Origin of the sequence: Flavobacterium sp. RSP49, from assembly GCF_003968735.1 — a bacterium.
Lineage (GTDB): Bacteria > Bacteroidota > Bacteroidia > Flavobacteriales > Flavobacteriaceae > Flavobacterium.
This window is the reverse complement of the sequence record NZ_RYDN01000049.1, coordinates 1-14762: the sequence shown is the minus strand read 5'-3', so window position 1 is coordinate 14762 and position 14762 is coordinate 1. Positions and strand designations below refer to the sequence as shown.

The window sequence follows — 14762 nt, the reverse complement described above, 5'->3', positions numbered from 1 at the left end:
CAATGGAAAGACTAATCATTGCTGGAGTTAATCATCAATGGAATGAATTATAGGTAACTAAACGGACAAGCATAAAATTTAATTGAAAAATAAAGACTTCTTGCAACAGCCATTCCTATGTAAAGCATTATTAAGTTATTAACAACTTTTAAGAGGGTTATATGTCGGTTATTTTTCGAGTATAAAATTCCGCTCCAGCGGCTTGTTGGAAAAGTTGGAAACCAACTTTTTGTCCGCCGAAGGCTTAGGACTGAAAAAGTTATTCTAACTTTTTCAATGATACCACGAATTAATTCCTCTTTTACTTCATAATATATCTTTTTATAATCTTAAAGCTCACACTCCTATATGTGGTCTACTTATGGTAGCCACCAGCATCGGTATGATTGTAAGAATAAATAAAATAGCTACCTACTTTGAGATGTGGCTTCATTTAACGCAACCACCATGGCTGTTTTGTAGTCTATTTTTCTTGTATGGTTGAGCTTGTTAAGAAGGTTAATTTTATTGTTCTATCCCGATAGCTATCGGGACTAAATTTCTATTAATTTGATATGCGGTTTCGGTTTTAATAACTGATAAAATTCTTCGGGCCATTTTATGAGCTACTTTTATAATGACACTCTTGACGTTTTTACCTTGATGTTTTCGGTAATAATTTTGCATTTCGGTATCTTTTCTAATAGCGATCCAAGCCGCTTCAACTAAATAACTGCGTAATTGAGAACGACTCCTCGGAGTAATTCCTAAACACTTTTCTGACTCTCCACTGTTATACATTCCAGGAACTAATCCGATGTAGGAACTAAACTGCCCTTCGTTATTGAATCGACGTAAATCTCCGCATTCTGCCAAGATTACACTAGCTAGATATCCTCCTATTCCTGGAATACTTTTCAAAAGATTGTAATCTTTCTTATTGTTTTTTCTACAATAAGCACGCATTTGATTGGCAATTTCTAAATATTCTGATTTGATAAACTTGAACATTCGTATTTTTCCTTGCAATGCTAAATCTCCACAAGCGGTACTGAATTTAATATCCTCTAACCACGCAATAAAAGCTATGCTCCAATTTGAATTATCAAACTCGTCCGGAACTTTTATTCCATGAAACAGCAACATACTTTTGATATGTGATTTGGTTTGTCGCAGTTTCTTGGTCACTTGCGTTCTATGACGAGCCAAGGTCGTAAATTGTTCGTGCTCTTCTGTGGGAATAAAAACGCCTTTAAGAACACCTGATTTTAATTGATTGGACAAGTTTTTAGAATCTAAGGCATCTGTTTTTTGATAGCGCTCTTTATCTCCTCTCTTTACATCTGAGGGATTTACGACTAGAACGTTCCAACCAAGGTTTAAAAAATATCGTGCCACGGAGAATCCGCAACAACCCGCTTCATAAACTAAATCGATAGCATAATTTGGAAATGTACGTTCCACATATTGGTACAAATCCTCAGCATTAGAAGGCATCGAATAGGTCTTGTGAAAAAATAAATCTGTTTGGATAGAAACTGTCCAGCTTTTTTTGTGAATATCTAAACCAATGAATATCTTTGGAATAGAAAAGGCGTCTTGTAATTGCATAATCTTCGTTTTTAGTACTCTCAAAGTTATGCTTTTACATTGATGCTTTGAGCTAACTGGAATTTAGTGGAATTGCCGTTTCGCATCAAGTTTTCGTTAAGCCGAAAACTGAGCGGTTACGAATTTCCAGCCATCTCAAAGTGACGGGACGTTGGCGGGAATACCAAAGAACTGTAAAGTTGAAAATTACCAGTCAAAAACTTTGCTAAAGTTATCTAATTGACTAACTTTGCCAAATAAATCAGAAATTTATAAGAGAAGTTGTTTATTACGAAGACTATTATCTTGATTTTTTTAACGCTCAAAAAGAAGACGTTAAGAAAAAATTCAACTGGACTTTACAGTTAATTTCAACTCAACAAAGAATCCCTGAAAAGTTTTTCAAACATTTGACTGGTGCAGACGGAATATTTGAAGTTCGTGTTGAAGTCGGTTCAGATATTTTTAGAGTTTTTAGTTTTTTTGACAAAGGAAAGATTGTTGTTTTAGTAAATGGATTTCAGAAGAAAACACAAAAGACCCCAAAATCAGAAATCAAAATGGCTGAAAAACTAAAAGCAGAATATTTAGAAAATAAATATAAAAAGTAACGATTATGAAAACTGAAAATAAAAAAATTACATCATTTGTCGAACACTTAGATGCTCAATACGGGAAAACAGGAACCGAAACACGTGAAAAATACGAAGAAGAATACGAGACCTTTGAACTTGGTGTTATGTTACAAGAAATGCGAAAAGAACGTGGAATGACACAAGAACAACTGGCATTAAAATGTGGAACAACAAAATCGTATATATCTAAAATTGAAAATAACACCAGCGATATAAGACTTTCTACATTAATGAGAATAATTAGACTAGGTTTAGGTGGACACTTAAAGTTAAGTTTAACCGAATAAAGGTACTACCCGCCAATCGAGTAGACGGCTCCGCCAGAAACTGACGGAGTGCGCCTCTCACACCACCGTACGTACGGTTCTCGTATACGGCGGTTCGCAAAGTGATGGGTTGAGTTCCATGTAAATCTCCAACATTGATTGATAGTCTTTCTTCTTAAGTCGCAGTAGGGTAATTGTAGTGGTTAGAATCGGACTTTGGGCGATTCGCCAGCCTCCTTTTACTCACGCTTTGGTATTGTATTTTTGGTATTCGTGAATGCGGAGCATTTCTGGTTCTGCTCCAAGCATAGGCATGGTCTTTATCGATCCCTAATCGCATTAGGTTTTTCCTTTTGCGCTCGGGCTTTTTCCAGTCCGTCCAAACCCGATCGCTCGGATATCTGATTTTTCGGACAACGATAGCGCATTCTATGATAAAAATCATCATCAAAACTGTCCAGTTTGAACCGGAATTAGGTGTTCACTTTGCTCCGGAATCACCTATACAGTTTGACCCGGAATGGGTATTCAATTTGACCAGGAATATCTATAAAGCAACTTTTACCAAAACGAATTTTAAATGTAATTTAAATAACATCTATTTACTCAATGCGTAACAAAATACAGTTCGTTTAGAGATTTTTAGACGAACTGACGTTGGCAGTCAAACACACTTGCGACGGAAAAAATAGAAATCCCATTTCGGGAACTTTTTTTTATTATCTTTGAAAAAAATTAATACATTTGAGAGTAGTAGCTAAAAAAATATTAAGAGACTTTTGGGAGATACATGGTGATTGTGAACAACAATTAAAATCATGGTTTCAAGAAGCAAGTACAGCTGAATGGAAAAACCCAAACGAAATAAAGTTAGATTATCCTAGTGCTAGTATTTTAAATGACAATCGAATAGTTTTCAATATTAAAGGAAATAATTACAGATTGATAGTTAAACTAACTTATGAATATCAAATGATTTGGATTCGATTTATTGGAACGCATGCAGAATATGACAAGATTAATGCAAATGAAATTTAAATATTATGGAAATTAAACCTATAAAAACAGAAAACGATTACAATCAAGCTTTACAAAGACTTGAAATAATCTTTGATGCAAAAAATGGCTCTCCTGAAGGAGACGAACTTGAGGTGCTCGGTATTTTAATTGACAAATATGAAAATGAAAAATTTCCTATCAGCTTACCAGACCCCATTGAAGCAATTAAATTTAGAATGGAGCAAATGGGTTACAACCAAAATGATTTAGCAAATATTATAGGTCTGAAAAGTCGTGCAAGCGAAATTTTAAACCGAAAAAGAAAGCTTTCTTTGGAAATGATAAGACAATTACACGAAAGGCTTCATATACCAACTGACGTTTTAATTCAAACTTATTAAAAGTACGACTGCCAACAACTAGGCTTCGTTGCGTGCCCAGCACCAACAATGAATTATAATCACCGAATACCAACAAAAATAAATTCAATGAGGTACCTCCGGGTTGAACAGCCTGTCCCGTTTTTACGGGAGAACCGATTGTACATCCGTTAACACTATGGAGTTGTTGTAAAGTTTTTAGAGAGAATTACAAGAGGCAAGCGAGCCACTTTTTTTGTAGCGTGGACATGCTAACTTTACCAGCATAAAAAGTTAAGAAACTAGGATACCAAATAAAGTCCCAGAAAGAATCCCTATGCGACACATTTCTTAGTAAACGAAACGGATTTACGCTATATTCGGGAATTATTAGCGCGAAATAGTAGAAAAACTCATAGTCAATGAAGTACCAAAAGTATTCAGCAAAAAAAAAGTCATTTTGATGATTTGTAATAAAAGATTATCTATACATTTGGAAAGACTAGGCTATTCAACAGCGATTACAGACAGGCTGCCAATACTTATTGATCCTTTACGATTTTAAACTTTTCAATTTTTAAAAATAAATCTTATGAAATACAAACAAATTCTTCTTTTGATATTATTTATTTCCACTTCGCTTTTTGCGCAAAGCACAGCACCACAATTAGATAAAATTAAGCAGCAAGATCTAAAAGATGATTTATATGAACTGGCGGGTGACGCTTTTCGGGGACGAAGAGGAGGAGAACTTGGCGAAATGCGAGCTTCTGTTTGGGTGGCTCAAAAGGCCCGTGAAGCTGGCCTTAAACCTGCAGGTGAAGATGGAACCTACTTCCAGTTCTTTAATTTAAAACGCAGCCGTGTGGCCAATAGAAGTACTGTTAGTGTAAATGGTAAAGCACTTGATCTTTGGAAAGAGATTTGGCCAACTAATTTGGTTGACACTACCCTAGAAGGCTCCATAGTTTGGCTGGACAAAATACCGGATAATACTGTCGATCTGAAAGGCAAAATTGTAGCTATGAATATTATGCCTCCAACCCCCATTATTCAAGACTGGGTGAGCCTCTGGCAATATCGTTATACCGCTTCTGCCATGAACCAGCAGGGAAAAGAACTCCTCAGCCGCGGTGTTACTGCTATAATTTTTGTTGCTGATGACACTGTAGAATCACTTATTTCGTTTACGGGATTTCATTATCAAGAAGGAAGTTATGGAATAGAAGGTGCCCAATCCTCTACTGCAGCTACGGTACCAATTATATTGGCAAGTAAACAGTTAAAGAATATATTATCTAAACAAGACGCTTATTTAAAAACTACTTTGAAGGTAGAAAATTTTGACTATCCTTCTATTAATGTTATTGCTAAGGTTGATGGAACTGATCCTAAACTGAAAGAGGAATATGTTTTATTCAGCGGTCACCAGGACCATGACGGAGTAGGACCTGCAGTTAACGGGGATCCTATCTGGAACGGTGCTGATGATAATGCATCAGTAACGGTAGCGATGCTTGCAATAGGGAGTGCGTGGAGTACACAACCCGCTAAGCGATCGGCTTTATTTGTATGGCACGGATCTGAGGAAAGGGGTTTATTGGGTTCTCGTTATTTTGTTAGCCATCCCACCGTTAAACTGACCTCCATAGTTGCTGTTTTAAATGGCGATATGATAGGACGCAATGCACCTGATTCGGCGGCGCTATTGGGCGTAACAGAACCTCATCTTAATTCTTCTGACCTTGTAGCTATCACTTTAGCAGCTAATAAAAGTATTGCCAACTTCAAAGTAGATACTTCCTGGGATGCAGCAGATCACCCAGAGAATTGGTACTTCCGAAGCGATCATCTTCCCTATGCTCAAGCTAATGTTCCAGCAATATTTTTTACCACCTTATTACACCCTGACTACCATACCCCTTTCGATAGCCCAGATAAAATTGACTATCTAAAACTGACTAAGATGACAAAGTGGATCTATGAAACCGGATGGAGAGTTGCGCAAAGTGCCAAACGTCCTGCTGTAACAATTGAAATAAAAAAGTAAAAAACAACTACCTATTATGTTCTTAATAGACAAGCCATTTGTTTCCGATTTTCTTATCAAAACAATAAAAGATAATAATTATAAAATAATTGCAACCAAAGTAGCCAAAGAATTGGTGAAAGATGATTCTTTGGCATGGATAGCCGAAGAGGAAGCAATCGCTTTACTAAAAAATAATCCAGAAATTTCTCTTTATAGCAATTCAGAGAATGCATTAGCTTGGATCGATCAATACTATGGAGAAAGTGAATTATCAAGTCAATTACACGTTTTAAAAAATAAAGTAAAGTTTAGAGAACTTATAAAAGAGTTGTTTCCCGACTTTTATTTCAAGCAAATAAGTATTGAAGAAATCCAACGATTGTCCGATGATGAGATTCGGTTCCCATTTGTAATTAAACCTGCTGTTGGTTTCTTTAGCATAGGAGTTCATATCGTAGAAAACGAGAAAGACTGGATAAAAGCTAAAAGTGAGTTACAACCTGATAAACTTAAAAGTATATTTCCTGAAAATGTATTAAACACAAGTACTTTTATTATTGAAGAATTTATTCGTGGAGAAGAATATGCCATCGATTATTATTACGACAATAATGGAGATGCTGTTTTGTTAAACGTTTTACACCACCTCTTTTCATCCGAAACAGACACAAGTGATCGGGTTTATTCAACATCTAAAGCAATCATTGAAAAGTATAAAATTGATCTTGAATGTTTTTTAAGTAAAATTGGTAAAGAGTTACATTTAAAAAATTTCCCGGCTCATGCCGAAGTCCGCATAGATGAAAATGGCAAAATAATCCCTATCGAAGTAAACCCTTTACGATTTGGTGGATTTTGCACTACGGCTGACCTTCTAGGAGTAACCTTAGGATTTAATGAATACAAATGCTTTTGTGAAAACAAAAAACCAGACTGGGATAGTATCTTTAAAGGAAAAGAGGATAAAATATTTAGTGTCATTGTTTTGGATAATAATTCGGGAATAATCCCTTCCGATATTTTAGAATTTAACTATTCAGGTCTTGCTAAAGATTTTGAAAAACCAATAGTAATTAGAGAATTAGATATACATAAATATCCGGTATTTGGATTTGCTTTTATTGAAAGTACTGCCACTAATAAAAAGGAATTAAATGATATTTTAACCTCTGATTTACGAAAATATATAGTATTGAAATAAGGAAAATTTTAAAGCTCAAAAAACTTTTTTTAGCTACATCATATAGTAACTCTATGTCCTTGTTTGCCTTTATAAAAAATCATCTTGAAAATAAGATATGGGATATTTTCCCCGCTAGCGCACGAACCTGATCGCTTTAATATCAAATTTTTCGGACAGCGATAGGGCGGATTTCCAATCGGAGCCCACAAAGAGAATGATTCAACGAGATATCATGCCAGTTTAAAAGAGTGAATAAGAATTGGTTTTATTAGAATTATTTTGATATTATTTACGGGCAGAGATTACAAATCCGCCATCGTGACAGTTTTGTAAACTGTACCCACAAGATTAAGCAAATAGCAACTACAAATTTTACAAATTAGGACCAATTAATTCGCAGAAATACGTGAAATTTGTGCCAAATCTTTTAGAAGCAAAAAACAAAATAGACTAAAGCACATCGTTTTAACAATTATTGGAACCAATAAATAATTCGTAACTAATGACCCATCCGAACACCCAAAATTTAACGGATTCTGATACCTTTATTTTCTGCCTAGAAGCCGTTCCTAATACAGAAATCGCCACCACTACTGAAGTGATTAAAAACTTAGAGCAATTGGCTTTTGAACAAGGTATAACCAGTATTTACAAAACCTGTGATACCATTGAGGGGTTAGAAGAAAGCTTAAATGCGTTGCTTTATGACGACCATAATTTTAAAAATTATGAAATAATCTACTTAGTGATGCCAGGCGAAAGAAATACCATTTGTCTCAATGACTATTACTATAGTTTAGAGGAAATTGCAGAGCTTTTTGAAGGAAAAATGAAAGGAAAAATTTTACATTTTGCAAATGCAAAGGTATTGGACTTAAGTCCGGAAGAAGCACAATACTTTTTAGATATCACCGGAGCACGTGCCGTTTCCGGGTATGGAGCACCATCTAATACATTAACAAGCTGTGCCATAGACAAAGCTTTTTTTAGCTTATTTGAAGAGCAAGATAATGTTGTAGATATTGTTACCCAATTACATGAAAAGCACTTTACCCTTTGTCAGCTGCTCGATTTTAGATTGTATTATTAATCTTGATAGCGCTGATATGCAATTAAAAGCGGAGTACCTATCAATTTAATAAACGCCCGCATTAAAACGCCTACGGGTATTCTATTCATTCAGTTCAAAAGCCAAAAAACAGTACTCTAATTTCACAAAAAAAGTAACCTATTTAAACCAAAAATTCTAATTCTACATAATGGTCGCTTCACGAAAGAGATTCGATTGTGAATAAGTGTTTCAAAAAGATTTATTTATTTGGCCCTCACACTCCATTCAAAATCCATTTCGGATACTTGAATTCCTTTTTCATCGGTTCCAATGGATTTCATCCAAAACGTTTGTCCGTCTCCTGTAGCAATAGTTTCTTGAATCGCCTTTTCTATTAAATGGCCGTCATTACAGGTAAAAGTGATTCTGCCTGTAGCTTTCTTGGTAAAATTTCCTTTGTTATTCGCAACAAGCATAGAGATTTTTTTGCCGCTTTTTTGAATTTGAAACATTACTAAAGCACCCGTGGCAAGCTCTGCAGCCATGGCTTGCACGGCAAAATACAGCGAGTTAAATGGATTTTGGTTTATCCAACGGTGTTTTACAGAAACTATACACTGGTTCTCACCTATGATTTTTACGCGTACGCCACAGATAAATGCCGAAGGTAATTTGAAAAACAAAAATTTATTAAGTTTAGAGGCTGTAAGTTTCATAGGTAGCTACTGTTTGTTTTTATGGGAATAGAGTGTCGCCATTCTGTATTATTCTTTGGATTTTGAATTTAGGCGAGTTTATTACCGCTAGGTTTTTGCTAAATTACAAAAAAATACTATGCGTACATACAAAAATTGTTTGTTAATGTTGTGTTAAATTTTGGTACTATGCGTAACAAGATACTATCTTTTAGATATATATTTGCATAAGAAATTACTATATACTTTTAATCATGGAAACAACAACTGAAAAAAACATCGCGACATTTACGCATTTAAGTACTTTAACGCAGTATTTCATTCCTTTTGGAAATTATATTTTTCCAATTATTCTTTGGACAACCAAGAAAGAGGAATCTGAATTTGTAGATCACCACGGAAAACAAGTGTTGAATTTTCAATTGAGTTTATTGATCTACTCTTTGGTGCTGATTATGATTGCAATTCCTTCATTTCTTATTTCGGCTTTCAAAAATGTTTCTTTCGAATCATTGATACATCATAACGACATTACACTTTCGAATTTCAACCTTGAAGACAACATTGCACTATTAACGGTTGGATTAATTTGCGTTCTGATTTTCGGACTTTTGAAAGTGGCTGAATTCTTCTTGATTATTTATGCCTCGATTAAAACATCAAACGGAGAAAAATACAAATATCCAATAACGATTCCGTTCCTTAAATAAGGAAGCAGTCAGATTAAAAGAGAACAGACGTAATACAAGGAGCGAACAAACTAGCCCTGATTGAAACGACATCCTTTACTTGCTTTCTTTAAGCAAGTAAAGATAAAGTGGAAAGCAGGAATAAGCTCCGAAAAAATAAAAAGAGAATCATGCAATACGAGATTGCTTCGTTCCTCGCAATGACAAATCATCACCTGAGCCAGAAAGGAGAACTGGCACGGCAATCAAAAAATGAACCGTTTAATCAACACTAAAATCAAAAAAAGAAATTATGAACATTGAAAACACAAAAGCCCAGATGCGTAAAGGTGTTCTCGAGTTTTGCATCCTATCCGTTTTAAAAGAAAAAGAAGCCTACACATCGGAAATATTGGACACATTAAAAAACGCAAAATTATTAGTCGTGGAGGGAACCATTTATCCACTGCTGACGCGATTAAAAAACGATGGATTGCTCAACTACCGTTGGGAAGAATCCACTTCAGGACCTCCAAGAAAATATTATGGCTTGACCGAAATTGGACAAACTTTTTTAAACGAATTGAATGGTACCTGGACGGAATTGTCCGATGCCGTAAACCTAATAACCAACCAAAAACAATAGTCATGAACAAAACTGTAAATATAAACCTAGGCGGAATGTTCTTTCACATCGATGAAGATGCATACCAAAAATTGACGCGCTATTTTGATGCTATAAAACGTTCTATATCCAATTCGTCTGGACATGATGAAATCATCAAGGATATTGAAATGCGTGTTTCGGAATTATTAAATGACAAACAAAAAACAGACAAATACGTTATTGGTTTGAAAGATGTAGATGCCGTTATCGCCGTAATGGGACAACCGGAAGATTACATCATTGAAGATGACTTGAAGGGTTCTCAAAGTTTTAGTGACCACTCAAACAGACGAACTAAAAAACTATATCGCGACAAAGAAAAAGGGATGATTGGCGGAGTAGCCGCAGGATTAGGGCATTATTTTGGTGTAGATGCTGTGTGGATCAGAATCGTTCTTATCTTATTGGTTTTTGCTGGATTTGGAACTGGAATTCTCGCCTACATCATTCTTTGGATTGTAACTCCGGAGGCGGTTACTACCACTGAAAAACTGGAAATGACCGGGGAACCGGTTACGATTTCTAACATTGAAAAAAAAGTTAGAGAAGAATTTGAAAATGTTTCAGACAAAATAAAAAATGTGGATTACGACAAGTATGGCAACCAGATAAAAACAGGTGTCGGGAAAATAGGAAGTTCTTTTAGCGACTTTATCATGACTATTTTTAAAATTTTCGCCAAATTTTTAGGTGTAATTTTGATTATTACAGGAATAACAATACTGTTTTTTTTGTTAATAGGTATTTTCACATTAGGTTCCGGAATTTTTATTGATTTTCCTTGGCAAGGTTTTATAGAAGCAGGTAATTTTACAGATTATCCAATATGGGCTTTTGGATTGTTAATGTTCTTTGCTGTTGGAATCCCGTTCTTCTTCTTAGCATTATTAGGGTTTAAGCTATTGGCCCCAAACATGAAGTCTATTGGAAATATTGCAAAATATACGCTGTTTGCATTATGGCTAATTGCAGTAGCATTAGCAATATCAATTGGAATAAAACAGGCCAGTGCATTTGCCGTAGATGGGAGAGTGGTTAAGAAAGAAACCCTTAATTTAAATCCAAATGACACCCTTTTAATTAAATTCAAACACAATGATTATTTTGCTAAAAATGTGGAAGACCGTAATGATTTCATGGTAACACAAGATTCTACCGGAACAGATATTATTTATTCGAATGAAGTTAGTTTTAAAATCGAAAAAACAGAGGAGAAACTGCCTTATATTCAGATTGAAAAAGAAGCAAGAGGAAAATCGTTATCAGAGGCAAAACGAAGAGCCGAACAAATTAAATACGGTTATAAAATAATAGGCAATCAATTGATTTTAGACAACTATTTACTTACTGATTTCACAAATAAATATAGAGATCAAGAAATAGAAATAACAGTATTTTTACCGGAAGGAACGTTATTAAAACCAGATGCCTCTGTACAAAATTACGACAGATCTGATGATGAATTTTTCAATTTACACTACAGTTCAGATAATTACATTTACAAAGTAGAAAATTCTCAAATAAAATGTTTAAATTGTCCCGCTGATGAAAACGAGTATAATGATGTATATAGCACCGCTCGAGACGATAGCACGGATGTTACGGTTACCATAAATAACAATGGCGTTACTGTAGAGAAAGACACCCTAAAATCAAACAAAACCAATAAAGGATTGAAAATAAATAAAGACGGGATCATCATTAAAACGAATTAGTCATGTTGAAAATCATCACCTTAATTACAAAGTTCATTCTGGTTGCCCTAACAGCCTTGTTATTCGGTTCGTGCAACCACTCCATTAATTTCAATGCAATAGAAGGAAGCGGAAATATCACCACAGAAAAGCGGCTTGTTGAAGGTGCTTTCAAAAGCATAGAGGTTAACAATGCCATAGATGTCGTTATAGAACAATCTGATAAAATTGAAATAATTGTTCAAGCAGATGATAATTTACAAAAACACATCACTACCAAAGTAGAAAATGGAACACTTGTTATTTCGTGTGATAAAAATTCTTTCATCAACATGAAATCAAAAAAAGTGACAGTAAAAATGCCTGTTATTGATGAATTAGAAGCAACAAGCGGATCGACTATCACGAGCAAAAACACCCTGAAAGGGGAGAACATCCGATTGAATACTTCGAGTGCAGCATCGATAGATTTAAGCATCGAATCTGACAATATTACTTGTGACACCAGTAGCGGAAGTACCATTACGATTAATGGGAAAGCGCTACAGATTAAAACAACTGCATCAAGTGGTAGTGAAATCAACGCTGATAAATTATTAGCAAATGAAGTTAGTGCCGATGTTTCCAGCGGTGCGTCCATTAGCGTTCATCCTATCGTTAGCTTAAATGCTCAGGCATCCAGCGGAGGAAACATCACGTACGACATACAGCCAAAATCGATTCAGAAAAATACCAGTTCAGGCGGGAGCATCAGCCAAGAATAAGATATACTTTTGTTAAAATATAAAGAAATCATCCATCACAAGTGGATGATTTTTTTATATTTGTGTAGACACTAATTTAAATGACCATGAAAAAATATACTGTTATACTCCTGCTGCTTGTATCAACTACATTGCTATTTGCTCAGAAAAAAGAAAAAATAAAAGGATCAAAAACAGTGACTGTTGAGCAAAGAGAAGTCGGCAATTTTGAAGCGCTGCTGGTCGAAGACAATCTAGAAGTCCATCTGGAAAGAGGAGAAAAAACAGCCCTAAAAATTGAGGCTGATGATAACTTACACGATATTATTTCTTTGGATTTAAGAGACAACACCTTGCGTATTTATACAACAAAATTAGCTGTTAACTATAAAAAAATGATTGTAAGAGTGACCTATACCAATGAATTAAATCTCATTACCGCCAAAGATGAATCGACCGTCAATGCGATACAGGAGCTTTTGTTAAACACCATTACATTAAAAGCCTATGATGCCTCCAAATTATTCGTGAATGTCAACGCAACGGATTTCTTACTTCAGGCAGATGACAAATCAAAAACAGAACTCAATTTAAAATCTGAAAACAGTACTGTCGAATTAAGCAAAAATGCAACACTTAAAGCCTTAGTTACCACAATTGATTTGAAGGTAGATTTGTACCAAAAATCAGCTGCAACCCTAGAAGGAAATGCCACAGATATGCGGATTCGACTGGATAACAATGCCTCATTCACCGGAAATAAATTCAATACAAAAAATGCGGACATAATAACTGAAAGTTATTCCAACTGCAGTTTATTTGTGGAGACGGCGGTAATTATTGATGCCGCTGGCAAATCTGAAATTCAACTTCTGGGTAGCCCAACAATAGAAATACGGAAATTTACTGATGAAGCTCAATTGGCGAAAAAATTGAAATAATCCTCTCCCCAACCCTCTCCAAAAGAGAGGGAGAAAAACCGGATTGATGTTATACAAAAAGTCCCACTTGCTATGGCAAATGGGACTTTTTCAATATTAACTTTCCTAACTATGATTATTTAGCGGCCAAATATCTTTCGGCATCAAGAGCGGCCATACAACCTGTTCCGGCTGCAGTTATTGCTTGACGATACACATGATCCGCGGCATCACCTGCCACAAAAACGCCTTCCACATTCGTTTTTGAAGTTCCGGGAGTGTTGATAATATAACCCGTTTCATCTAATGAAATGAAATCTTTGAAGATATCTGTATTTGGTTTGTGACCAATAGCTACGAAGAAACCAGTGGCAGGAATATCAAAAACTTCATTAGTTGTTTTATTTAAAGCTTTTACTCCGGTAACAACCTGCTCATCTCCTAACACTTCAACAGTATCATGATTCATCAATATGGTGATATTCTCTGTTTTGCGAACGCGCTCTTCCATGATTTTCGATGCTCTGAATTTTTCGCTTCGCACCAACATGGTTACTTTTTTACAAAGTTTAGATAAATAGTGTGCTTCCTCGCAAGCTGAATCTCCTGCACCCACGATTACTACTTCTTGATTTCTATAGAAAAATCCATCACAGACGGCACATGCCGAAACTCCGCCACCCATCTTTAAATAGTGTTGTTCAGATGGCATGCCTAAATATTTAGCGGTTGCCCCGGTAGAAATAATTACCGTTTCGCAATGCAATTCTATTGTATCATTGATCCAAACTTTATGAATATCTCCTGAAAAATCTACTTTTGTAGCCCAACCATCACGTACATCCGTACCAAAACGTTGCGCTTGTGCTTGCAATCCTACCATCATCTCCGGACCCGTTATCCCTTCAGGATTACCAGGCCAATTTTCTACTTCGTTAGTAGTCGTTAGTTGGCCACCCGGTTGCATTCCTTGGTATAAAATAGGATTCATATTTGCTCTAGCAGCATAAATAGCGGCAGTATACCCTGCTGGACCAGAACCTATAATAAGACATTTAATTTTTTCGATTGTATCAGACATAGTGATGTTTTTTTTGGATTTAACAGTGCAAAAATAAGATATTATTGCTGGAATAAAGAACTGGAAGTATCAGTTTTTGTTATGCTTTAATAAAAAAATCCATTCTGTTGAGACAGAATGGATTTTTGTCGGGGTGGCAGGATTCGAACCTGCGGCCTTCCCGCCATTGCGGGACGCTATATCCGAGCCACTAACTATTT

15 protein-coding genes and 1 pseudogene are annotated in these 14762 nt (G+C 35.5%); 12 read left to right on the top strand and 4 right to left on the bottom strand.

The window, feature by feature from the left end; translation table 11 throughout:
* Positions 1 to 504: 504 nt before the first annotated feature.
* Positions 505 to 1590, bottom strand: coding sequence for an IS110 family transposase (locus EKM02_RS14220; protein ID WP_126456265.1), 1086 nt, complete (start codon positions 1588 to 1590; stop codon positions 505 to 507).
* 236 nt (positions 1591 to 1826) lie between these two features.
* Here EKM02_RS14220 and EKM02_RS14215 point away from each other — a divergent pair, with 236 nt between their 5' ends.
* The gene (locus EKM02_RS14215; protein ID WP_126456263.1) at positions 1827 to 2180 is read left to right on the top strand and encodes a type II toxin-antitoxin system RelE/ParE family toxin; all 354 of its coding nucleotides are present in this window, start codon (positions 1827 to 1829) and stop codon (positions 2178 to 2180) included.
* Between the two features lie 5 nt (positions 2181 to 2185).
* Positions 2186 to 2491: a helix-turn-helix domain-containing protein gene (locus EKM02_RS14210; RefSeq protein WP_126456261.1), complete on the top strand. Its 306-nt coding sequence runs from the start codon at positions 2186 to 2188 to the stop codon at positions 2489 to 2491.
* Positions 2492 to 2548: 57 nt separating this feature from the next.
* Here the strand turns inward: EKM02_RS14210 and EKM02_RS15130 are convergent.
* Positions 2549 to 2855: pseudogene (locus EKM02_RS15130) on the bottom strand (hypothetical protein); the annotation flags it as partial.
* Positions 2856 to 3214: 359 nt separating this feature from the next.
* On the opposite strand from EKM02_RS15130, the gene EKM02_RS14200 reads away from it, so the two are divergent.
* The 5 genes from EKM02_RS14200 (at position 3215) to EKM02_RS14180 (ending at position 8133) form a co-directional block, all read left to right on the top strand.
* Entirely contained in the window at positions 3215 to 3508 is a 294-nt protein-coding gene (locus EKM02_RS14200) for a type II toxin-antitoxin system HigB family toxin (RefSeq protein WP_126456259.1), read from the top strand.
* A gap of 5 nt (positions 3509 to 3513) precedes the next feature.
* The gene (locus EKM02_RS14195) at positions 3514 to 3870 is read left to right on the top strand and encodes a type II toxin-antitoxin system HigA family antitoxin (protein ID WP_126456257.1); all 357 of its coding nucleotides are present in this window, start codon (positions 3514 to 3516) and stop codon (positions 3868 to 3870) included.
* 550 nt (positions 3871 to 4420) lie between these two features.
* Positions 4421 to 5878 carry a M28 family peptidase gene (locus tag EKM02_RS14190; protein WP_126456255.1) on the top strand — a complete coding sequence of 486 codons (1458 nt, stop codon included), beginning with the start codon at positions 4421 to 4423 and terminating at the stop codon, positions 5876 to 5878.
* A gap of 16 nt (positions 5879 to 5894) precedes the next feature.
* Positions 5895 to 7061 carry an ATP-grasp domain-containing protein gene (locus EKM02_RS14185; RefSeq protein ID WP_126456253.1) on the top strand — a complete coding sequence of 389 codons (1167 nt, stop codon included), beginning with the start codon at positions 5895 to 5897 and terminating at the stop codon, positions 7059 to 7061.
* Between the two features lie 484 nt (positions 7062 to 7545).
* Entirely contained in the window at positions 7546 to 8133 is a 588-nt protein-coding gene (locus EKM02_RS14180) for a DUF6642 family protein (protein WP_126456251.1), read from the top strand.
* A 224-nt stretch (positions 8134 to 8357) separates the two neighbouring features.
* On the opposite strand, the gene EKM02_RS14175 is transcribed toward EKM02_RS14180, so the two are convergent.
* Positions 8358 to 8810: a DUF4442 domain-containing protein gene (locus EKM02_RS14175; RefSeq protein WP_126456249.1), complete on the bottom strand. Its 453-nt coding sequence runs from the start codon at positions 8808 to 8810 to the stop codon at positions 8358 to 8360.
* A 233-nt stretch (positions 8811 to 9043) separates the two neighbouring features.
* Here EKM02_RS14175 and EKM02_RS14170 point away from each other — a divergent pair, with 233 nt between their 5' ends.
* The 5 genes from EKM02_RS14170 (at position 9044) to EKM02_RS14150 (ending at position 13502) form a co-directional block, all read left to right on the top strand.
* Positions 9044 to 9499 carry a DUF4870 domain-containing protein gene (locus tag EKM02_RS14170; RefSeq protein ID WP_126456247.1) on the top strand — a complete coding sequence of 152 codons (456 nt, stop codon included), beginning with the start codon at positions 9044 to 9046 and terminating at the stop codon, positions 9497 to 9499.
* A 271-nt stretch (positions 9500 to 9770) separates the two neighbouring features.
* Entirely contained in the window at positions 9771 to 10103 is a 333-nt protein-coding gene (locus EKM02_RS14165; RefSeq protein ID WP_126456245.1) for a PadR family transcriptional regulator, read from the top strand.
* Positions 10104 to 10105: 2 nt separating this feature from the next.
* Positions 10106 to 11839, top strand: a complete 1734-nt coding sequence (locus EKM02_RS14160) for a PspC domain-containing protein (RefSeq protein WP_126456243.1) — start codon at positions 10106 to 10108, stop codon at positions 11837 to 11839.
* A gap of 2 nt (positions 11840 to 11841) precedes the next feature.
* The gene (locus tag EKM02_RS14155; protein ID WP_126456241.1) at positions 11842 to 12582 is read left to right on the top strand and encodes a head GIN domain-containing protein; all 741 of its coding nucleotides are present in this window, start codon (positions 11842 to 11844) and stop codon (positions 12580 to 12582) included.
* An 86-nt stretch (positions 12583 to 12668) separates the two neighbouring features.
* Entirely contained in the window at positions 12669 to 13502 is an 834-nt protein-coding gene (locus tag EKM02_RS14150) for a GIN domain-containing protein (RefSeq protein WP_126456239.1), read from the top strand.
* A gap of 115 nt (positions 13503 to 13617) precedes the next feature.
* Here the strand turns inward: EKM02_RS14150 and trxB are convergent, their stop codons facing one another.
* Positions 13618 to 14562, bottom strand: a complete 945-nt coding sequence (gene trxB, locus EKM02_RS14145) for a thioredoxin-disulfide reductase (protein WP_126456237.1) — start codon at positions 14560 to 14562, stop codon at positions 13618 to 13620.
* Between the last annotated feature and the right edge of the window lie 200 nt (positions 14563 to 14762).